17 protein-coding genes are annotated in these 20,006 nt (G+C 63.2%); 5 read left to right on the top strand and 12 right to left on the bottom strand.

Annotation, left to right across the window (positions count from 1 at the left end; all coding sequences use genetic code 11):
* Positions 1-41 precede the first annotated feature (41 nt).
* From G6N83_RS09310 to G6N83_RS09295, 4 genes are all read right to left on the bottom strand, one after another.
* Positions 42-1,031 carry an alpha/beta hydrolase gene (locus tag G6N83_RS09310; protein ID WP_165141448.1) on the bottom strand — a complete coding sequence of 330 codons (990 nt, stop codon included), beginning with the start codon at positions 1,029-1,031 and terminating at the stop codon, positions 42-44.
* 43 nt (positions 1,032-1,074) lie between these two features.
* A complete protein-coding gene (locus G6N83_RS09305; protein ID WP_165141446.1) occupies positions 1,075-2,448 on the bottom strand; it encodes an FAD-dependent oxidoreductase in 1,374 nt (457 codons plus the stop codon).
* 75 nt (positions 2,449-2,523) lie between these two features.
* Positions 2,524-3,585, bottom strand: coding sequence for a polyprenyl synthetase family protein (locus tag G6N83_RS09300; protein WP_165141444.1), 1,062 nt, complete (start codon positions 3,583-3,585; stop codon positions 2,524-2,526).
* Between the two features lie 40 nt (positions 3,586-3,625).
* The gene (locus G6N83_RS09295) at positions 3,626-4,348 is read right to left on the bottom strand and encodes a demethylmenaquinone methyltransferase (RefSeq protein WP_165143352.1); all 723 of its coding nucleotides are present in this window, start codon (positions 4,346-4,348) and stop codon (positions 3,626-3,628) included.
* 83 nt (positions 4,349-4,431) lie between these two features.
* Here G6N83_RS09295 and G6N83_RS09290 point away from each other — a divergent pair, with 83 nt between their 5' ends.
* Positions 4,432-5,691, top strand: coding sequence for an isochorismate synthase (locus G6N83_RS09290; protein WP_165141442.1), 1,260 nt, complete (start codon positions 4,432-4,434; stop codon positions 5,689-5,691).
* Positions 5,692-5,698: 7 nt separating this feature from the next.
* On the opposite strand, the gene menD is transcribed toward G6N83_RS09290, so the two are convergent.
* Both menD and G6N83_RS09280 read right to left on the bottom strand, forming a co-directional pair.
* Positions 5,699-7,471: a 2-succinyl-5-enolpyruvyl-6-hydroxy-3-cyclohexene-1-carboxylic-acid synthase gene (menD, locus tag G6N83_RS09285; RefSeq protein ID WP_165141440.1), complete on the bottom strand. Its 1,773-nt coding sequence runs from the start codon at positions 7,469-7,471 to the stop codon at positions 5,699-5,701.
* A 1-nt stretch (position 7,472) separates the two neighbouring features.
* Positions 7,473-7,934 carry a PLD nuclease N-terminal domain-containing protein gene (locus tag G6N83_RS09280; RefSeq protein WP_165141438.1) on the bottom strand — a complete coding sequence of 154 codons (462 nt, stop codon included), beginning with the start codon at positions 7,932-7,934 and terminating at the stop codon, positions 7,473-7,475.
* Between the two features lie 71 nt (positions 7,935-8,005).
* Here G6N83_RS09280 and G6N83_RS09275 point away from each other — a divergent pair, with 71 nt between their 5' ends.
* Entirely contained in the window at positions 8,006-8,332 is a 327-nt protein-coding gene (locus tag G6N83_RS09275; RefSeq protein ID WP_165141436.1) for a DUF4229 domain-containing protein, read from the top strand.
* On the opposite strand, the gene G6N83_RS09270 is transcribed toward G6N83_RS09275, so the two are convergent.
* Genes G6N83_RS09270 through G6N83_RS09250 form a run of 5 tightly spaced genes read right to left on the bottom strand, consistent with a single transcriptional unit; the run spans position 8,288 to position 13,370 of the window.
* Positions 8,288-9,256: a 1,4-dihydroxy-2-naphthoate polyprenyltransferase gene (locus G6N83_RS09270; RefSeq protein ID WP_375782621.1), complete on the bottom strand. Its 969-nt coding sequence runs from the start codon at positions 9,254-9,256 to the stop codon at positions 8,288-8,290. The two genes, G6N83_RS09275 and G6N83_RS09270, sit on opposite strands and share 45 nt — an antisense overlap.
* Positions 9,257-9,315: 59 nt before the next feature.
* Complete coding sequence (gene chrA, locus G6N83_RS09265) at positions 9,316-10,539, bottom strand: chromate efflux transporter (RefSeq protein ID WP_165141432.1); 1,224 nt, start codon at positions 10,537-10,539, stop codon at positions 9,316-9,318.
* A complete protein-coding gene (locus G6N83_RS09260) occupies positions 10,520-11,641 on the bottom strand; it encodes an AMP-binding protein (RefSeq protein ID WP_241246162.1) in 1,122 nt (373 codons plus the stop codon). Before G6N83_RS09260 ends, chrA begins: the two co-directional genes overlap by 20 nt.
* Before the next feature lie 29 nt (positions 11,642-11,670).
* Positions 11,671-12,579: a 1,4-dihydroxy-2-naphthoyl-CoA synthase gene (locus tag G6N83_RS09255; RefSeq protein ID WP_165141428.1), complete on the bottom strand. Its 909-nt coding sequence runs from the start codon at positions 12,577-12,579 to the stop codon at positions 11,671-11,673.
* Positions 12,576-13,370 carry an LLM class F420-dependent oxidoreductase gene (locus G6N83_RS09250; protein WP_165141426.1) on the bottom strand — a complete coding sequence of 265 codons (795 nt, stop codon included), beginning with the start codon at positions 13,368-13,370 and terminating at the stop codon, positions 12,576-12,578. The genes G6N83_RS09255 and G6N83_RS09250 overlap by 4 nt, the downstream gene beginning before the upstream one ends.
* Here G6N83_RS09250 and G6N83_RS09245 point away from each other — a divergent pair.
* A complete protein-coding gene (locus tag G6N83_RS09245) occupies positions 13,369-14,406 on the top strand; it encodes an o-succinylbenzoate synthase (RefSeq protein WP_165143350.1) in 1,038 nt (345 codons plus the stop codon). The genes G6N83_RS09250 and G6N83_RS09245 overlap by 2 nt on opposite strands.
* Here the strand turns inward: G6N83_RS09245 and G6N83_RS09240 are convergent.
* On the bottom strand, positions 14,384-15,031 hold the full coding sequence (locus tag G6N83_RS09240; RefSeq protein WP_165141424.1) for a TetR/AcrR family transcriptional regulator: 648 nt from the start codon (positions 15,029-15,031) through the stop codon (positions 14,384-14,386). The genes G6N83_RS09245 and G6N83_RS09240 overlap by 23 nt on opposite strands.
* Before the next feature lie 137 nt (positions 15,032-15,168).
* Here G6N83_RS09240 and G6N83_RS09235 point away from each other — a divergent pair, with 137 nt between their 5' ends.
* Both G6N83_RS09235 and G6N83_RS09230 read left to right on the top strand, forming a co-directional pair.
* Entirely contained in the window at positions 15,169-17,952 is a 2,784-nt protein-coding gene (locus tag G6N83_RS09235; RefSeq protein WP_165141422.1) for an MMPL family transporter, read from the top strand.
* Positions 17,949-19,976 (top strand): YhgE/Pip domain-containing protein, encoded by a 2,028-nt coding sequence (locus G6N83_RS09230; protein WP_165141420.1) that lies wholly within the window; start codon positions 17,949-17,951, stop codon positions 19,974-19,976. The genes G6N83_RS09235 and G6N83_RS09230 overlap by 4 nt, the downstream gene beginning before the upstream one ends.
* Positions 19,977-20,006: the final 30 nt, after the last annotated feature.

The following is a 20,006-nucleotide window of genomic DNA, read 5'->3' as shown; positions in this document are numbered from 1 at the left end:
GAGGGGTGTGCCTGGGAAACCGGGCACACCCCTTTTTACGTTCACAATGAAGTGTGTGCGGCGACGACCCAGTTTCGCAGCACGGCGTATGCCTCGGCACGTGCGCCCGGTGCCGACAAAAAGACATCGTGAATCGCATCTTCGATGCGAGCGACGGTGACAAGCTTTCCGATTTTGAGGGATGCTCGGGCAATATCGTCGACGACGAGAACAGAGTCCGATGATGTCATCGCCGTCACCCAGCGCACCGGCGGCGTGGAGCGCATTGACAGCAGCACCAGCACCGGACAGCCCACGTCCACGCCCTCAGCGATTTTCGAGTGCCCCAAGATGATGGCGTTGAGCCATCCAGGGTGCGTGGGAAAGCCGCGTTCGGGCCGCCACGCTGGATACGCCTCTGCCCCTGCACCCAGATCGTGCTGCGCGCGCGTGTAGAACCCGAGATCGACAACCGGTTGTGTGCCGCGAGGCTCATACCGCGCGCGGACGCCCACGATCGGCGCGAGCGCTGCGCGGCCGAGAGAACCGATCTGCAGTTCTAGCCACGGGCTGTTGAGGATGAGCGCCGCTGCCACGCCGGGGTGCCGCGCCGCCCAGAGCGTGAGTATCAAACCGCCCGTCGAGTGGCCCACCAACACGAGCAAGCGAGAGGCATTCCGGCCCTGCCCGATGAGTTGAATCGCGCCCTCGATATCCTCGTCGTACGTCGCGAGGTCGGTAATGTACCCCGGCGTTTGACCATCGCGCAGACTCCGGCCGTATTTACGAAGGTCAAGCGCATAGAAGCGTGCGCCGAGTTCGGTGAAGAAGCGTGCTTCTTCACGCTGAAAGAAGTAGTCCGACCAACCGTGCACGTAGAGCACGTCAACGTTTCGGAGCGGCTTATTCCACGCCGTAAGCGGGTTCGGCAGGTGTCGCACCACTGTGGCAACGACATCGCCCTCGTCATCGGGCTGAAGTTCGAGTGTGTACTGCTCGAAACCCTGCCCGAGAACGTCGAGCGTCCAGCCTGAACTCTTCCGACCGCTCATGCGGGCAGCCTATTCCGGGAGATGCCCGAATGCCCGCTTTCGCCTACTCCCCGCGGGAGACGCGCACCATTTCGTCGCGCGCGACGACCTTGATGCGAGCGCGCTCGTGGGGTGCTCCCAGAGCGATCTCGTGCTGGTCGAGCAAGTGCCATCCGTCGAGGTCGGTCCACTTGACGTCACGCTCCGCGAGAAGCGCCGGGATGGCCCCCTCGGAGTCATCCTCCGGCTGCCACCAGGATGCTTGGTCATTGATGATGTGACGAACCGTCTCCATCGCATCCGACTTGGTGTGGCCGATGAGTCCGACAGGTCCTCGCTTGATCCACCCGGTCGCGTAGACGCCAGGAACACGCTCATTCGAGTTCTTGTGCAGCACTTGACCCTCGTGGTTAGGGATCACACCGTGGCGCTTGTCGAACGGAACATCCGCCAGCGGCGAGCCGAAGTAGCCGACGGCGCGGTACATCGCCTGGATAGCGACCTCGCGCATCTCGCCGGTACCTTCTACGCCGCCCTCACCGTCGGGCCGAGTGCGCTCGTAGACGAACGACGTGACACGGCCGTCGGCATCCTTCTTCACCTCTACGGGGTTCGCCCAGAAATGAAGGTGCAGGCGGCGCGACGCTTCTCCGCCGGCGTTATTGACGCTCGGGCGCTTCCGCCATGCCTGTAGCACGCGGTCGATCACCATGACCTGCTTGTTGCTGGCAATGGCAACTTTGGATGCCTCGTCGTAATCGAAGTCCTCGTCGTAGACGACCATGTCGACGTCGCGCAGCTCACCGAGCTCACGCAGTTCCAGCGGGGTGAACTTGACCTGGGCTGGTCCACGACGCCCAAACACATGCACATCGGTGACACGGCTTTCACTGAGTCCGGCGTAGACGTTGTCAGGTATCTCGGTCGGCAAGAGATCTTCTGCATGTTTGGCCAGCATGCGCGATACGTCAAGCGCGACGTTGCCATTGCCGATGACGGCGACAGACTCAGCCTCCAACGGCCATTCACGGGGAAAATCAGGGTGGCCATCGAACCAGCTGACGAAGTCGGCAGCACCATAGGAACCCTCGGCGTCGATGCCCGGGATATCGAGGTCGGCGTCGCGAATAGCACCGGTTGAAAAAATGACCGCGTGGTAGTGGTTCTTCAAATCTGCGAGCGTCAAATCACGGCCGAAAAGCACGTTGCCGAAGAAGCGGATGTCGCCGCGATCGAGCACATCGCGAAGCGCGTTGACGATGCCCTTGATGCGCGGGTGATCGGGAGCGACGCCATAGCGAACGAGGCCGTAAGGCGCGGGCAGCTGCTCGAAAAGATCGATAGAAACGTCGAACTGACGCTCAGCTTTCAAAAGAATGTCGGCGGCATAAATGCCCGCCGGTCCTGCACCGACAATGGCCAGCCTGAGCTTGGTCATGGGGGTTCCTTTCGATTTCCGTGCCTAAAGATTGTTGACGAGCGGGCCGCGGAGCTTTCTCACGACGGCCGATGCTCAGCTCGTGCGGTCAGCGACCGCTTGAGCAAAACGCGTGAGGCCCTCACGAACCGGGCCATCAGGCAGCGGCGCGAGCGCAGCAATAGCCCCGTCGGACCACTCGTGCGCGAGCGCGCGCGTGGCCTCGGTCGCTTCGTGGTCGCGAAGATCTGCAAGATCGGCATCGAGGATAGCCGGGTCTTCACCATCAGCGATGCGGGCAACCCCCGCATCGATACGCTCTCGAAGGCCGACGGATGCTTCGTCGGTGCGCCGCCCGAGGAGAAGATACGGCATCGTCGGCACACCGGCGCGAAGATCGGTGCCGGGAACCTTTCCGGTCGTTTCGGGGTCGGCAGACAGATCGAGCACGTCATCGAGAAGCTGGAAAGCAACGCCGGCCTTCTCGCCAAATTCGACGACAGCCGGCTCGTACTCAGCCGGAGCATGCGAATACGCGACACCCGATTGCGCGGAGGCTGCGATCAGGGAGCCGGTTTTGTCTGCGAGTACCTGTAAGTAGAACTCAACCGGGTCGTCATCGACACCGGCGCCGACTGTTTCGTGCATCTGCCCGAGAACAAGCCGCTCGAAGGTATCGGCCTGAAGCTTGATAGCTCGTTCACCGAGGCGCGCCATGATCTTGCTTGCACGAGAAAAAAGGAGGTCGCCGGTCAGGATCGCGACGTTGTTGCCCCACACTGACTGTGCACTCGGCACACCACGGCGAACGTCTGCGCCATCCATCACGTCATCGTGATAAAGCGAACCTAGGTGTGTGATCTCCAGTGCTGTGGCGGCCAGGATGACCTCGTCGGTCACTCCTTCACCTAGTTGCGCTGTGAGTACCGCGAGCATGGGGCGGATGCGCTTGCCACCGGCCTCGTAGAGGTAGCGGGACGTGGTGTCTGCGAAGTGATCGTCGATGTGAATCTCGATCGCAAGTCTCGCCTCGACGTCCGCGAGGCCCTTCTCCACGGTCGCCATGAGACGCCGCACTTTCGGACCGGCGAAGATACGCTCCGTCAGTCCGAGGCTGCCCGCCAATCGGGTGCCCGTCGCGGGCCGGCTCGAAGTCACCCCCTCAGCCTACCGGGGCGAAGCCATGCCCTGGCCGAGCTCAAAGAGGCTTGACAGCGCGGTGGAGCGCGACGATGCCGAAAGTGAGATTGCGGTGAGCCACATCGGTCCAGCCCGAGTCACGAATCCAAGCCGCGAGAGTTTGCTGATCGGGCCAGTTCTTGATCGATTCGTTGAGGTAGTCGTACGCCTCCGCGTTCGAACTCACCGTTTTCGCGATGCGTGGCAGTACCCGGTCGTTGTAGAAGCGATAGAGACCAGCGAATGCGGCCGATGTCGGGTGCGAAAACTCTGCGATGACAAGTCGCCCGCCGGGGCGAGTAACGCGCAGCATTTCCGAGAGTGCCTTCTTCGGTTCGTTGACGTTTCGCAGTCCGAATGAAATCGTCACCGCATCGAATTCGTCGTCAGCGAAGGGAAGAGCCGTGGCATCCGCTTCGGTAAAACTCAGGTTCGAGACGCCACCGTGGCGACGGCGCCCCTCCGCGATCATTCCGGGCGAAAAGTCGGCACCGACGACCTCAGCGCCAGTAGCTGCGAGAGCCACCGAACTTGCACCGGTTCCGGCAGCGAGGTCAAGAATTCGCTCATTGCGCCGCGGCGCTACCGCCTTCGTGGTCGCGACCCGCCAGAGCTGATCATTCCCAAGGCTGAGCACTGTGTTGGTGCGGTCATAGTTCTTCGCAACCTGATCGAACATGCCACTGACTCGTGCGGGGTCTTTTCCGAGGTCGGCACGGTTTGGCTCGGCGGGTGTCGTCATCACCCAAAGAGTCTAGGCGTCAGAGCACTGCCGGGCCTGGGAACTGCGGATCCGAAGGCTCTCGCCGAGTCTAGGCTTGAGGGGTGACTGTTTCTCCGCCTGCGCATCTGCGTGTTGTGACGCGAGAAGTCGCCACGATCGAAGATGTACTGCCCTTCACGGATGCCTCAACCCCGCTCGTCTGGCAACGCACCGGCGATGGGTTCGTCGGCGCGGGCCCCCTCATCATCCGCCTCGACGAGTCAGCACATCTTCCTCACGGCGAGCGCGCCCGAAATCTCGCAACCCGTTGGCGTTCCCTCGTCAATGGCGCAACAATCGACGACGATGTTCACCTCCCGGGTTCAGGGCTCGTGGCTTTCGGTGCTCTCGCGTTCGACGATGGTTCGGAGTTCGCCAGTTCACTTCTCGTTCCATCTGTCATCGTGGGACGCCGCGGAAGTCGGTCATGGGTCACCCGCATCTCGCGTGAGGACGAAGCTCCGGCGCCGCGCGAGACGCCGTACGGTCCACACTGGGCGGCCACAGTAGGGCCAGGAAAGCTCGATCCAGCCGACCATCAGAAAGCGGTACGCGAGGCTCTCGAAGCAATTCGCTCCGGCGTCGTGAGCAAGGTCGTTGTCGCGCGAGACCTCCGCGGGACGCTCCCCGGCGATGCCGATCTCCGGCGCTTGGTGCGCGCCTTGGCGACCGGCTACCCCGACACTTGGGCGTTCGCTGTCGACGGCTTGATCGGGGCGAGTCCCGAGACGCTTGTCACGGTATCGAGCGGAACAGTGACAGCGCGCGTTCTGGCAGGAACCGCCGCACGCGGTGCCGACCCCGACTCGGATGCCGCAGCGTCTGTCGCTCTCGTGACCAGCGCAAAAGACCAAGATGAGCATCGCTATGCCGTGCAGAGCGTTCTCGCATCTCTGAGCCCCCTCGCCCCGGCCGTCGTCGCCGGCGAGCAACCCTTCGTGCTGAAACTGCCCAACGTGTGGCATCTCGCGACCGATATCGAGGGGACGCTGACGGATGCCGCATCCGCTCTCGATCTCGTCGCGGCTCTTCACCCGACGGCCGCAGTCGCGGGAACGCCGACTGATTCTGCACTCGAACTGATCTCACGCCTCGAGACATTTGATCGAGGGCGCTATGCCGGGCCCGTCGGATGGATCGATGCGGCAGGCGACGGCGAATGGGCCATCGCGCTACGGTGCGCGCAAATCGGCCCACGCGATGGTGACATGCGGAGCATTACTGCACACGCGGGCGGCGGGATCGTAGCTGGCAGCGATCCCGAGTCAGAGCTCCTCGAAACGCGAGTGAAGTTTCGCCCGATCGTCGACGCTCTCGCCTGAGCGGGAGTTATCGCTCGAGTGTGACTTCGATCAGCTGACGACCGGCGACGTGCCCCGTCAACACCTGATCAAGTTCGCCCCGGGTCTTAGGGCGGTGGAATTCCCACCCGTACGCGGCCGCGAGCTGTTCGAGATTCGCGTTATGAGGTGTGTACTGCACTCGTGAAAACGCTGCGTCGGATGCCACCGAGGCGACTTCGAGACCGTCGAAGATCGTACCGCCCCGGTCATTGCCCACAATGAGCTGCAGACGCGGCGCCGGTTCTTGCAACGGCAGCAGCAGCGCCCCGACGTCGTAGAGAAAGGCGAGATCGCCCAGTACCGCGCGTGTCACACCGGGCGAACCGGCAATTTGACTCGCGAGCGCGATCCCCATCGCGGTGGCGACCGTGCCATCGATTCCAGCAAGGCCCCGGTTGGCATGCACCGGCACTTTTTTACCGGCGAGAACGGTGTCGGCCACACGCACAAGACGAGAAGACCCGAACATGAGTCTGTCGTGCGGCCACGTCGCACGCCAGACGGCGTCGACGAGCGCTGCGCGATCAAGGGGTGCGCGAATCACGCCGAGTTCCGCGGCGATTGCGCCCAGTCGTTCGCGTGGTTCCGCAGATGACAGCGCATCGGCGTCGGGCGCCGGCGGGGCCAAATCAACGGATGCCGCGCGGGACGCGCGCATCCACTGGCCGAGCCATTCGCGGTCGGCGTCGCCCGCTCTCACCGCGACGCTCTCAGCCGCGACCGTCGCGCCGTTGAGGTTCAAGGGCTCGCCGGGTCCCCTCACCGCGATCACTTCAACGTCGTCGCGGGACAGCAGCGCGACGACTTCACGGCTCAGTGTCGGGTGTCCGAAGACCACCGCGCGTTCGACATTGCCACCGAGTTGACGCAATACATCGCGATACCCGTGAACGAGGTAGCGACCAAAGCGCGAACCGCTCACAATTTCGGCGACGAGCGGCCACGAGCCGTCGTGCGCGAGTTGCTCAGCCGCGGAGGTGGCGTCGGCGCCCGCGATAACGATTGTTCGCGGCCCACGTGAAAGGCTGAACGGCTCCACAGCGCCATCGAGCTCGCACACTTCGCCGATGCCACCGCCGCCCTGATACAACGCACCCGAAGCGTTCGCGACGTCTTCGACGTCAGCGATATTCGGCTCCGGGCTTTTCGGGTCGGATGCGGGTCGGAACCACTCGGGAAGAACGCCCGCGAGCGGCTCCCGATAGGGCAAGTTGAGATGCACCGGCCCTGCCGCCCACGCACCGTCACCGAGCGCGGCGGTGACCGCGGCCCCGGCCACGTCACGCAGCATCATCGTTTGCGACGACGTGCCGGCGGCATCCGTTTCGTCAGGAACCGGTAGGTCTGCTTCGTATCTGACGTTTGGCGCGAAGATTCCGACTTGCCGTGTGGCCTGATTGGCACCAATGCCCCGCAGTTCTGGCGGACGATCTGCCGTTAAAAGCAGCAGCGGTACACCCGCGTGATGCGCTTCGAGAACGGCGGGAAGGAGGTTTGCCACGGCGGTTCCCGAGGTGCAGATGACTGCCGCTGGCACCCGTAGTTCGCGGCCGATACCAAGCGCTGTGAACCCTGCGACGCGCTCGTCGATTCTCACATGGAGTGCGGCACCATGCTTTTCGAGTTCTGCCGCTGCGAGAGCGAGAGCTTGCGAGCGAGACCCGGGGCTGACCACGAAGTGCCGGATGCCTCGGTCAAAAAGTGCACGAACGAGCGCGGCCGCCGCATCCGTCGCTGGCGACCTTTTCGCCTCAGCCATTTCAGCCGCGCGCTCCTCGTGATCCGTGCGTGTCGTCGTCGCCGTCGCCGCGTGGGCCAGTCTCCGCCTCATCGACGGGCGCGTCAGCGCGGGGCGCGCTGCCGGAAGGTGCGTCATCGACTGACTTGCCATCTAACAGACTGGTGTCTTCGTCGTCGAGGCGCGCGAGCTCCTCTTCGAGGCGACGGATACGCTCGTCTTGATCACTCACGGAGCCGAGGCTACTCAAGAAAGCAGGATCGTCGTCGGGAGCATTGCGCTCAGCGATCAACGCTCGCCGGCTCACGCGACCCACAACAAACCACAGCAGACCACCGAGCACCGGGATCAGAATAACGATCGCGAGCCAGGTGCCTTTTCGAACTCCACGGTGTCGGTCAGCTGGTTGCACGGCGCAGTCGACAACGCTGTAGACCCAGAAAACGGTGACCACAAGCGCGAGTATCAGCAGCAACCTCGCCATTCCCCCATCCTAAGCGCCGTTACGGGCACGAGAGCGGCGGCCATCGACAAAGAGCGGCATACGATAAAGAGATGAAAGCCCGCTCCGCCCTCGTCTACACCGTGTTGCGGCTGCTGGCGTTCCTGATTCCGTTCGGCATCCTCATGCTGTTTCCGGTTTTCCAGGAGCTCTACTGGCTTGCCGCGATCTTCGCCGCCTTCATCGGATTGAGCCTGTCGATGCTGTTTCTACGTCGCCCGCTCGCCGAAGTGACCAGTGGAATCGCTGAGCGCCGAGCAACGCGAATGCAGAACACTCGCGACGAAGACGACGAGGACGCCACAGCCGATGCCCTCGAGGCAGCGGACGCGGAATCAGCCGACGAAGGCCCAGAAGAGGAACGCGCCGTACGCAACTGACGTCAAGGACGTCAGTTGCAGAGCGATCACGAGTTCGCGCGGAAGACCGTACGTCCAGACGATCAATATTGCGGGCAGCGCGGCGAGTAGCGCGAGCAGTGTGAGCCACGCGATCGGAAAGAAAAGCGCGAGAAATGCGGCGATGCCAAACGGCGCGAGCACGAACACCGTGAACAGAACCTGCGTCGCCCGCTTGCCAATCAAAACGGTGAGCGTCCGCTTTCCGACCTTGCGATCCTGATCGATGTCACGAAGGTTGTTTGCGAGCAGCACGGCGCACGCGAGAAGCCCTGCCGCGACAGCGCCGAACCAGGCCTCTTGCGGTAGCGCGAGCGCTTGCACGTACGTCGTGCCGAGCGTCGCGACGAGACCGAAGAAGACGAAGACAAACACCTCGCCAAGCGCGTTATAGCCATACGGGCGCTTCCCGCCGGTGTAGAACCAGGCCGCGATGATGGATGCCGCACCGACAAGAAGCAACCACCACTGTTCGGTGCGCACCACGATGGCGACACCGACGATGGCAGCGAGCGCGAAAAATGCGAGCGCGACGATCAGAACGGTCTTGGCCTTCACACGCCCAGACGCCGTCAAACGGACCGGGCCCACACGCACGTCGTCAGTGCCGCGGATTCCGTCGCTGTAGTCGTTGGCGTAGTTCACCCCGATCTGCAAGAACACCGCCACTGCAAGGCAGGCCAGAGCGATCACCCAGTGCACCGCATCGGCGACGAGTGTGGCCGCGCCCGTACCGATAAGAATCGGGGTGACAGCAAGCGGCAGCGTACGAAGGCGTGCGGCACCCACCCAGTCGCCGAGCGTGACCGGCCGCCGCGCACTCGGGTCCCGGGGCGCATTCGCCTTTTGCGGGTTACCCGAGCGGTGCTGCGAACGGGTGCGGTTGTTCTTGGATTTTGCGGCCACGAGGTGAAATCTTAGGCCGCATAGTGATGTGCTGCGCACATCGAGCTGGCAGGCGGGCGCTATACGGCCAGTGTGAGGACGATGCCGCCCACCGCGCCCACAATCACAACAGCCCACGGCGGGGTGCGCCATGCCACGAGCAGAACAAAACACACGAGGGCGAGAGCGAAAGACGCGGCATCCGTCACTGCTGTCGTGAACACGGGGTTGTACAGCGCCGCGGCAAGGATGCCGACGACAGCGGCGTTTGCCCCACGCATAAGTGCCTGCGCACGAGGGCGGGCACGGAAGATATTCCAAAAAGGCAGTACACCGATGAGAAGAAGAAATCCAGGCAGGAAGACGGCGATCAGCGCAACGAAGCCGCCGACGATTCCCGAAGGCCCCGCAGTCGCGAGCGACCCGAGGTATGCCGCGAAGGTGAAAAGTGGTCCTGGCATCGCTTGCGCCGCGCCATAGCCAGCCACGAACTGTTCGGGCGTGACCCACCCGGGTACGACGACTTCTGCTTGCAGCAGAGGCAGCACGACATGGCCACCGCCGAACACGAGCGCTCCGGAGCGATAGAAAGCGTCGAAAAGAGCGATCGTTCCACCGGGAAAAACAGCTGCCAGGATCGGTAGCCCAACGAGCAGAGCGGTAAAGCTGAGCAACGCGCCCACACCGACCACGCGCGACACCCGCAGGTCGAGACGACTGGTGAGAATGGCCGCGTCAGACCGGCACCAGAAGAGCCCCACGACCGCTCCCAATGCGATGGCGGTCACTTGACCCATCGGTCCGGTCAGCAATAGCGCTACCACCGCGGCTGCCGCCGCGATCGCTGCTCGTCGACGATCGGGCGTAAGGGCACGTGACATACCCCACACTGCCTGAGCGACTATCGCGACTGCCACGATCCCCAGGCCGGTGAGCATTCCAGCACCGATCGGGCCTTCAAAAAGCTTCGCTCCAAGTGCGAGCGCGATCATAAGCAGTGCCGACGGGAGCGTGAACGCGACGAAGGCGGCGAGCGCTCCGAACGGCCCTGCGCGCAAGAGTCCGACAGCGAAACCTACCTGGCTCGATGCTGGGCCGGGCAGAAATTGGCCCAGCGCGACGAGGTCTGCGTAAGCACGATCGTCCAGCCAGCGACGTCGAGTGACGAACTCATCGCGAAAATACCCGAGATGCGCCACCGGCCCGCCGAAAGCCGTCACTCCCAGCTTGAGGAACGCCAGGAACACTTCACCGACTCCGCCACGTTTTCGTGTGGGTATTGCGTCAGGCGGTGTGCTCGCCATTCTGTGCTCCGCTCGCAACGATCGCACGCAAGGCTACCCGGTCGGGCTTACCACTTGGGAGGGTGGGAATTTCATCGACCATCAGCACACGCGCCGGTCGAGCCGGAGCACCCAACTCCTCACCAACCGCGGATCGAACCTCCGCGAAATCAGGGGTATTCGCAACGCGTTCCCCAGCGCGAACCACGACGGAGGCTTCCCCCCAACGCTCATCCGTCGCGGCAACCACGACAGCACTTTCCCAACCGGCAAGCGACCGCACCGCAGTCTCGACGCGGTCGAGCGAGACGTTGATACCGCCCGAGATGATGACGTTGTCGATCCGCCCATCAATGTGCAAAAACCCGTTCTCCAGCCGACCAGCATCCCCTGTTCGATACCAGCGTGTGCCTGCGGCGTCCCTGATAAACGCGGCATCCGTGCGGTCGGGATCGCCGAGGTAGCCTTCCGCCAGTGTCGGACCGGTGATGTGTACCTCGCCCGCAACAACACGCAGCGATACGTCATCGAGCGGACGGCCGTCGTAGACGCATCCACCGCTGGTTTCGCTGGAGCCATAAGTGCGCACGATGCGGACCTCCGCCTCGGCCGCGCGTTCGCGAACTCGAACAGGCAGCGCCTGCCCGCCGATCAAGATCGCCTCGAATGAGCGAACTGCGCGGGCCACAGTGTCGTCGTTCTCGGCGGCATCGAGCAGAGTCAAGAGCTGAGCTGGCACGAGAGACGTGAACCGCGGTACCGCGTTCCCCCCGACGCTTGATGCCATCGAGAGGGATGCCGCGGCAAATGCCTGCGCCGAGAACGAGCCGGCCAGAATCGCGGGTTCGTGCCCGCTGACGAGAGCACGCACGAGCACCTGCAAACCAGCGACGTAGTGCGCGGGCAGAGCCAGCAGCCACGCCCCTTCGCCGAGACGCGCCGACGTTGCCATTGCGCTCGCGGTCAGCGCGTGCCGACTGAGCACAACCGACTTGGGGTAGCCGCTCGACCCAGATGTGGTCACGACGGCTGCCGTGCCCGCCGGTACAACGCCGTGCGCGTCGCTTCCGAGTCCTACCGCAGGTCCGGCACCTCCCAGAGCCGCGCGAAGTGCCCGGAGCACGACACGTGGGTCCTCTGCGACGACTGGTGCTAGTAGTGCCACGGGTACGGCGACCAGTCCGGTTCGCGCTTACCGAGGAACGAGTCACGCCCCTCAACGGCCTCGTCCGTGCCGTAGGCAAGCCGAGTGGCCTCGCCCGCGAATACCTGTTGCCCGACGAGACCGTCATCAACCGCGTTGAAAGCGAATTTCAGCATCCGGATCGCTGTCGGCGACTTGGTGAGAATTGTCCGAGCCATGGCAATCGCCTCGTGCTCGAGCTCAGCGTGAGGCACGACACGGTTGACCGCACCCATTTCGTATGCCCGGTCCGCGGAGTACTCCTCGGCGAGGAAGAAAACTTCGCGGGCGATCTTCTGGCCGGTCTGGCGCGCCATGTATGCCGAGCCGTAGCCCGCATCGAAAGATCCCACATCGGCATCAGTTTGCTTGAAACGGCCGTGCTCGCGTGAAGCGATTGAGAGGTCGCAGACAACATGAAGCGAGTGGCCCCCGCCGGCCGCCCAACCGGGAATGACCGCGATGACAACCTTCGGCATGAACCGGATCAAACGCTGCACCTCGAGAATGTGCAGCCGACCAGTGCGGGCGGCACGCGTCGGATCAGCGCTCGTGGCATCGGTGGCGTACTGGTAGCCGTCCCGGCCACGGATGCGCTGGTCACCGCCGGAACAGAACGCCCAACCGCCATCTTTCGCACTCGGACCATTGCCGGTCAGGAGTACGACGCCGATACGGGGGTTTTGCCGCGCATCGTCGAGTGCGCGATAAAGCTCATCGACCGTGTGGGGGCGAAACGCGTTACGCACCTCGGGACGATCAAACGCGATGCGAGCGATACGGCCATCCCGCGAGATGTGCGACGTGATGTCGGTGAAGTCTTCTGCTCCCGGCGCGACCGCCCACTCTGCCTCATCGAAGATGTCGGAGACACTCATGCGTTTTTCCCGTCGCGCCACGCCAGCCAGCGCTTGACCAGCTCGTAGTCCCACTCCGGTCCGAGAAGCCCCAGGGTGAACAGCCGTGTGCCCTGTGCGTGCAGCGCGTCTGCGGTGGCTTCGTCGCGATCACGAAGTTCGTTCGAGATCGTGAGGTTCGAAAGGTCGCGCTCTTCCCGCTCGGCATGACGATTGATCACATCGATTTTGTGGGGAATCTCTTCTGGCGCCACGAAGCTGTGCCAGATATCAGCATGGCGAGCAACGAGGCGAAGGGTCTTCTTTTCGCCCGCTCCCCCGATCATGACCGGGATGCGGCGGGTCGGTGCGGGGTTCAGCACGCCCCAGCGCGACTCGATTCGCCCAAGCCCCTCGGCGAGCGCATCAAGACGCGAACCCGCGGTACCGAACTCATATCCGTACTCGTCGTAGTCACGTTCGAACCAGCCAGATCCGGTACCGAAGATAAAGCGGCCCTCGCCGCCTTTGGCGGAGATGTGGTCGATGGTGCGCGCCATATCTGCCTGCAGATCAGCGTTGCGGTAGCTGTTGCAGTTGACCAGTGATCCGAATTCCACGCGCTCGGTCTGCTCCGCCCATGCGGCGAGCATCGTCCACGCTTCGAAGTGCTCGCCATCGGGTGCACCAAAGAGTGGAAAGAAGTGATCCCAGTTGAAGAGGATGTCGACGCCGAGATCTTCGAGACGGCTTGCCGCCTCTCGAATGCCGCTGTAACTGACGTGCTGGGGCTGAATCTGCACGCCAAGGCGCACCGGTGTGTCGATAAGCATGTCGACAGCCTACGACCGGGTCCATGATGGAGCAGTGAAAGCAACGCTGCCCCCACTCGAAGAACTCCTCTCCTCCGCCCATGTCGTCACACTCCCGCTCGCCACGCGGTTCCGCGGCATCGAGGTGCGGGAGGCCATGCTCTTTGACGGACCGGAGGGCTGGACCGAGTTCTCACCGTTCCTCGAATATGGCGACGCGGAGGCGGCAACCTGGCTTTCTGCCGCCATTGACTTCGGGTGGATGCCGCAGCCCACCGCGCGCCGAGGCACGGTCGGCGTCAACGCGACGGTGCCGGCTGTGCCCGCGGCATCCGTGGGTGAGGTGCTTGCCCGCTTCGATGGATGCCGCACCGCGAAGGTCAAAGTGGCCGAACGTGGCCAGACCCTGGCCGACGACATTGCGCGGGTACGAGCCGTCCGCGAAGTGATGGGTATCGAGGGACGCGTCCGAATCGATGCGAACGGCGGCTGGAACGTCGACGAGGCCGAGCATGCGATTCACGCCCTCGCCGATTGCGACCTCGAGTACGTCGAACAGCCATGCGCGAGTGTGCCCGAGCTCGTGGAACTTCGCCGTCGAGTGAAGTTTCACGGCATCCCGATCGCTGCGGACGAAAGCGTGAGAAAAGCCGAAGACCCGCTCGCTGTCGCCCGCGCGGGCGCCGCCGACATCCTGATCGTCAAAGTGCAGCCGTTAGGTGGCGTTAGTCGCGCGCTCGACATCGTGGCGCGCGCGGGGCTTCCTGCTGTCGTCTCGAGTGCCCTCGACACATCCGTCGGTCTCTCGATGGGAGCAGCCCTTGCAGCAGCCCTCCCCACCCTCGACTACGACTGTGGGCTCGGCACGGCATCACTTCTGCTCGCTGATGTTACCGAGCAACCACTACGACCCCGTGCCGGCGCGATATCGACGGCTCGTGTCGCCGCCGATGAATCAGCGCTCTCTCATAATGCCGCGCCCAGCGACCGCTACAACTGGTGGGTCATGCGCCTCACCCGTTGCTACGAGGTGCTCAGCGCTTCGGTGGAACGATAAAGAGTTCTGCGAGCTGCGCGATGCGCTCACCGCTGACTCGGCGCAAATCCTCACCGCTGAGGCCCAGCATCGTGGCTCTGATCGCTTCTGATTCCCATGCGCCAAGAATCGTGCGTGCCACGTCTTTCAGCGGGAGACTCAACTCCATCTTCTGAGTCCGCACAACATCGTCAATGAGTTGAGCAACCGAGTCGCACATACTCTCTTCGAGCAGCAGATACGAGGCTGCAAGCTCTGGTTGACGGAGCGCGTGCACACGAATCTCGCACGTCAACAGGACGCCTAGCCGGTCTTCTCCAGAGGCGTCGAGAACCTGCTGCACGAGGCGTGTGACTGCACCCTGACCAGACGTAAGAACAAAATCACCGCTGAGCTCGAGAGAAGCTAGGTGTTGACGCGCTGAGTCCAGACGTTCAGTTGACACACGGTCGACCAGAGCGAGAAAGAGCTCCTCCTTCGACTCGAAGTTGGAGTAGAACGCGCCACGGGTAAACCCGGCACGTTCGCAAACTTCTTCTACGGATGCCGCGTCCAGGCCGACCTCGGCAAAAACCTGTTGTGCCGCGTCGAGAAGGCGCTGACGCGTGAGCTCTCGCCGACGAGACGGGACCGCTGCTTCACTCATATTTTTCTCATTCTCGACTGCGCGCACATTGCATATTCACACCAAGCCTTCAGGCTCGCAATTGCAGGTAATCTTAGGATACATCTGTGTATCGGATACAACGCTGTATCGATTGAATCTCAACCCTCGGAGATGTTGTGTCCACTCTGCTTTACTCGCTCGGACGTTGGTCGTACCGTCACCCCTGGCGCATTCTGCTCGCGTGGCTGCTCCTCCTCGCACTTGCCGGCGGCGGGGTCGCCCTCTTCGCGAAGGGCACGAGCAACACGTTTTCTATCCCCGGAACCGAATCTCAGGCCGGACTTGAGCAGCTGAGCCACACCTTTCCGCAGGTGTCAGGAACAAGCGCACAGATCATTGTGGTCGCAGCGGATGGCGACTCCGTTACAGACACCGACTATGTGGATTCCATCGACGACGCAGTGTCTCAGCTCGAAGACATCGATGGTGTCCTCTCGGTGACGAGCCCCTACTCCGACACGGTCACCGGCAGCATCTCAGACGACGACGCAGCAGCACTCATACGTTTGCAGTTCGAAGGTCAATCAACCGATGTCTCGGATGCCTCGATCTCCGCGCTAGAAAACGTGTCTGATGAGTTGGGGGCAGCACTCCCGCGTGACTCAATCGTTTCCCTCGGCGGCGACCTGTTCTCCACCTCCGTGCCAGGTTTGTCGATAACCGAACTCGTCGGGCTGATCATTGCACTTCTCGTACTGATCGCCACGTTCCGCTCCTTCGTCGTCGCGGGTCTTCCCTTAGCCACAGCGCTCATCGGTGTCGGCCTTTCGATGGCGCTCATCTACGGTGCGACTGCCTTCGCCACTGTGTCTTCGACCACCCCGCTGCTCGCGCTCATGCTGGGGCTTGCAGTAGGTATCGACTACGCGCTGTTTATCATTGCTCGACATCAAGATCAGGTGAGAACCGGGGTAAACCCGGAAGAATCCGCCGCGCGCGCCAACGGCACGGCCGGATCCGCCGTCGTCTTCGCCGGAATCACGGTGCTCATCGCACTCATCGGACTCAGCTTTGCCGGCATCCCGTTTCTTACGACGATGGGAATCGCCGCGGCCGTGGCTGTCGCCATCGCTGTCGCGCTTGCCGTCACACTGACTCCCGCACTCCTCGGCTTCACAAAGGCACGCGTCATCGGCTGGCGGAGACGGGTTCCCACCGCAGCGAAGGTCTCCGATGAGCCCGCCAAGTCGCGTCGAGGTTTCGCGACCCGGTGGGTCACGATCGTGACGAAGCATCCAATCGTCACGACTCTCATTGTGGTCATCACGCTCGGCGTCGTCGCGATTCCCTCTGCGAGCCTCGGTCTTGCCCTGCCGAACGCCGGCCAGCTACCAAAAGACAATTCCGCGCGCCAGACCTACGACCTCGTCGATGAGTACTTCGGACCCGGCGCAAATGGACCGTTGATCATGACGGGAACGATTGTCACGTCGACCGACCCCGTGACGCTGATGGACGATATCGCCGATGAAGTCGCGAAGATCCCGGGGGTCGAATCGATCGCCCTGGCAACGCCGAACGAATCGGCGGATACCGGCATCGTGCAGATCATTCCTGAGACAGCACCGGATGACCCGGCAACAGCCGAGCTGGTACGAGCCCTTCGTGACAAACACGACTATTTCCTCGATGAGTACGGCATCGATTTGAAGGTCACCGGCTACACAGCTGTCGCAATCGACATCTCAGACCGTCTCTCATCAGCACTTCTCCCCTTCGGCATCTTCGTTGTCGGGCTCTCGCTCATCCTGCTCACGATCGTCTTTCGCTCGATCTGGGTGCCGGTTGTTGCAGCGCTCGGATACCTCCTATCGGTTGTCGCCGCCTTCGGAGTGGTCGCTGCGGTCTTCGAATGGGGCTGGTTCGCCGATGTGCTTCACGTTGCCCGCATCGGTCCGGTTATCAGCTTTATGCCCATCGTCTTGATGGGTGTGCTTTTCGGACTTGCGATGGACTATCAGGTCTTCCTCGTCTCTCGAATGCGCGAAGATTTCATTCACTCCCGCAAGAAAGGGGCATCCGGTAGCGAGCGCGATATCGCTATCGCGGCGGTACGCAGCGGGTTTACGGCATCCGCTCGCGTCGTTACCGCTGCGGGAGTGATCATGTTCGCGGTCTTCGCAGCGTTCATCCCCGAGGGCGATTCGAACCTCAAACCAATCGCACTCGGCTTGGCCTCCGGCATCTTGATCGACGCATTCCTTATCCGCATGACGTTGGTTCCCGCGGTTATGGCGTTGCTCGGTGAAAAAGCATGGTGGATTCCGAAATGGATGGACCGGATTCTTCCGCACTTCGACATTGAAGGCGAAGCTGTTGAGCGCGAGCTGTCGCTCGCCGAATGGCCCGAGCCGAACTGCACAGCGGCAGTCGTCGCCGAGGATCTCGTGCTGCACGATAACCACGGCGCACAATACTCAAACGTCACCGCGCGGATCGAGCCGGGCGAGACACTCCTGATCTCGGGCGCAGATGCGCTCGGTCCTCGAGCCCTCGGGTTGACGATCGCCGGACGCCTCGATCCGAGCGACGGCCGCTTGCGCGTCGCGGGTCATCTGTTGCCCGAGCGCTCCGCATGGGCCCGCGCGCACGTCGGCGTCGCGCTGCTCGATGGCGCCGAAGACCCGGAGCGGGAGCTGGGCACGGCCCTCGCGGGCGGAACCAGTCTCATCATGATCGACGGCCTCGACCGGGTACCCGCGTCTGAGCGGTACGTCGTCACCGAAATGCTGCGAGCTGCGGCGACGTCTCGCACCCTCACCGTGATCGCCACGACGACTGACGCTGTCGACACGCGCGCACTTATGGCTGACAGCGGCCTGCCCGCCCCCGCCACGCTGACCCTGACCGAATCGGGTGGCGCCACCGCCACCGCAACTGCCTCCGAGGTCTCCGCATGAGCACTCTCATCGAACGCGCCCGCAACCGTCGCCCGATCACATGGTTGACCCTCATCGGGGTACTGCTGCTACCCGCCCTCATCGGCGGGGTTCTTGTGGTCTCGCTTTACAACCCGGTCGATCGGCTCGACAACATGACTGCCGCGATCGTGAACAACGACGAGCCCGTGACCCTCAATGATCAGACTGTGCCGCTCGGTCGACAGCTCACCGCAGGTCTCGTTGAAGGATCCGACGATCTCGAAAGCAACCTTGATTGGACGATCACCAATGACGAGGATGCCGCGGCCGGCCTCGCCGACGGTACATATGCCGCAGTGATCACGATCCCGAAGAACTTCTCAGCGGCGGCAACGTCAACCGCGGGCGACAACCCGGAGCAGGCGACTATCGACGTCGTCACCGCGCCCGACGCGCTGATCGTGGATGAAGCGATCACGGCGCAGGTCGCACAGACCGCCACCTCTCTCCTCGGACAGCAGCTTTCGGAAACCTACCTAGAGAACGTGTTCCTCGGATTCACAACCCTCAACGAGCAACTCGGAGAAGCGGCATCCGGCGCCGATGATCTGACCGACGGCGCTGAGCAGGCCGCGGATGGCGCGGCACAACTCCCCGACGCTGCAACGCAACTCGGCGACGGCGCACAGTCACTCAGTAGCGGCGCAGGTGCGCTCTCGAGCGGGCTGGGCGACATTGCCGGCGGCATCAGCTCTGCCGCCGACGGCACGAACCAGCTCGCAAATGGGCTCTCCTCCAGTGCCTCGACGCTAGCGAACAACGAACTCCCCGGTGCCGCGCAGACGATGCAGGGCTACATCAACGACAGCGCGTCACAGACTGCGGGTGTTGCGCAGTCCGTCGGCGGTGTGGCGCAAGACGCTGGCGCACTAGCAAAGGAGCTCGGTTCCCTGGCGAGCACGTGCCTCGCCGACGGCGGATCTCCGGCCGTGTGCGACCGAGTAGCAGCTGCTGCGACGTCAGCTGGAGGCATCGCGCAGAAAGCTGGCGGGGCCGCGCAGAGCGCCGTGGATGCTGCCACCAGCGCCGGAACCGCGAAGGGATACGCCGACGAGGTGGTCCCCGGTATTTCGCAACTCGTCACACAGACTTCTGCGGGGCTGAGCGAGGCCGCGAGCCAAACGACACAGCTCGCTGGCGGTCTCAGCCAGTTGGCAAGCGGCGCCTCACAGTCACAGTCGGGTGCGCAGCAGCTTCAGAGCGGAGCAACGCAGCTTGCCGATGGCGCGTTCGCGCTCTCTGACGGCGCGCAGTCGCTCGCAGATGGTGTCGCTCAACTGGCGGACGGCAGCGATCAGCTTGCCAGCGGGCTGCACACCGCGGTCGAGCAGATTCCGACGTATACGGATGACGAGGCCACAGCACTCGCGGATGTTGTCGCGGACCCGGTCGCCGCAGAGGGCGTGGGGTCGAATCTCTTCGGAGCGTCAGCGATACCGCTGCTGTCGGCATTGGCGCTATGGTTCGGTGGCCTCGCGTCGTTCATCGCGCTGCAGGCGGTGTCGCGCCGGGCTCTCGTGAGCCGTCGGTCGTCGGCAGCGCTCGCGCTACGCTCGTTCGCTCCCGCCGCGGCTCTTGGAGCAGGACAGGGCTTCCTGGTCGCCGCTGTCGTACAGCTCGCAGCCTCTTACGCGTGGGGCGAATGGTCGCTCTTCGCGCTGCTCTGCGTCGCCGTCGGAATCGCATTCGCCGCTATCAACCAGGCTCTCGTCGCAGTATTTGGCGGAATCGGCCGCTGGTTGAGTGCGATCATCGGCGTGCTTGCCCTCGCAACAGGTGTTGTCTCCACGGTGCCGCCACTGTTGACACAGATCGCCAACTACATGCCCACCGCTCCCGCCTACAACGCGATGCTCGGTGCTCTGACATCCGCGGGTGGCATCACCGCCGGCGTCGTGGGGCTCGCGGCTTGGGCGCTGCTCGCGCTTATCGCCACGATCATCGCGACTGCTCAGCGGCGAAAAACCTCCGCACACGGTGTGGCCGAGGCATCCCTCGCGTAGGAAAATTCGCCCCACTCTTCACTGACTTGC

The sequence above is a fragment of the Microbacterium endophyticum genome (assembly GCF_011047135.1).
GTDB classification, from domain to species: Bacteria; Actinomycetota; Actinomycetes; order Actinomycetales; family Microbacteriaceae; genus Microbacterium; species Microbacterium endophyticum.
This window is presented reverse-complemented; position numbering and strand designations above follow the sequence as displayed.

Bases quoted from the DNA above. Each gene is read 5' to 3' on its own strand.
- G6N83_RS09245 (WP_165143350.1), top strand. From the start codon at position 13,369: ATGTCGACAGCCTACGACCGGGTCCATGATGGAGCAGTGAAAGCAACG.
- menD (WP_165141440.1), bottom strand. From the start codon at position 7,471: ATGGCTGAGGCGAAAAGGTCGCCAGCGACGGATGCGGCGGCCGCGCTC.
- G6N83_RS09295 (WP_165143352.1), bottom strand. From the start codon at position 4,348: ATGACGACACCCGCCGAGCCAAACCGTGCCGACCTCGGAAAAGACCCC.
- G6N83_RS09250 (WP_165141426.1), bottom strand. From the start codon at position 13,370: ATGCTTATCGACACACCGGTGCGCCTTGGCGTGCAGATTCAGCCCCAG.
- G6N83_RS09230 (WP_165141420.1), top strand. From the start codon at position 17,949: ATGAGCACTCTCATCGAACGCGCCCGCAACCGTCGCCCGATCACATGG.
- G6N83_RS09280 (WP_165141438.1), bottom strand. From the start codon at position 7,934: ATGGCGAGGTTGCTGCTGATACTCGCGCTTGTGGTCACCGTTTTCTGG.
- chrA (WP_165141432.1), bottom strand. From the start codon at position 10,539: ATGGCGAGCACACCGCCTGACGCAATACCCACACGAAAACGTGGCGGA.
- G6N83_RS09305 (WP_165141446.1), bottom strand. From the start codon at position 2,448: ATGACCAAGCTCAGGCTGGCCATTGTCGGTGCAGGACCGGCGGGCATT.
- G6N83_RS09310 (WP_165141448.1), bottom strand. From the start codon at position 1,031: ATGAGCGGTCGGAAGAGTTCAGGCTGGACGCTCGACGTTCTCGGGCAG.
- G6N83_RS09240 (WP_165141424.1), bottom strand. From the start codon at position 15,031: ATGAGTGAAGCAGCGGTCCCGTCTCGTCGGCGAGAGCTCACGCGTCAG.
- G6N83_RS09275 (WP_165141436.1), top strand. From the start codon at position 8,006: ATGAAAGCCCGCTCCGCCCTCGTCTACACCGTGTTGCGGCTGCTGGCG.
- G6N83_RS09255 (WP_165141428.1), bottom strand. From the start codon at position 12,579: ATGAGTGTCTCCGACATCTTCGATGAGGCAGAGTGGGCGGTCGCGCCG.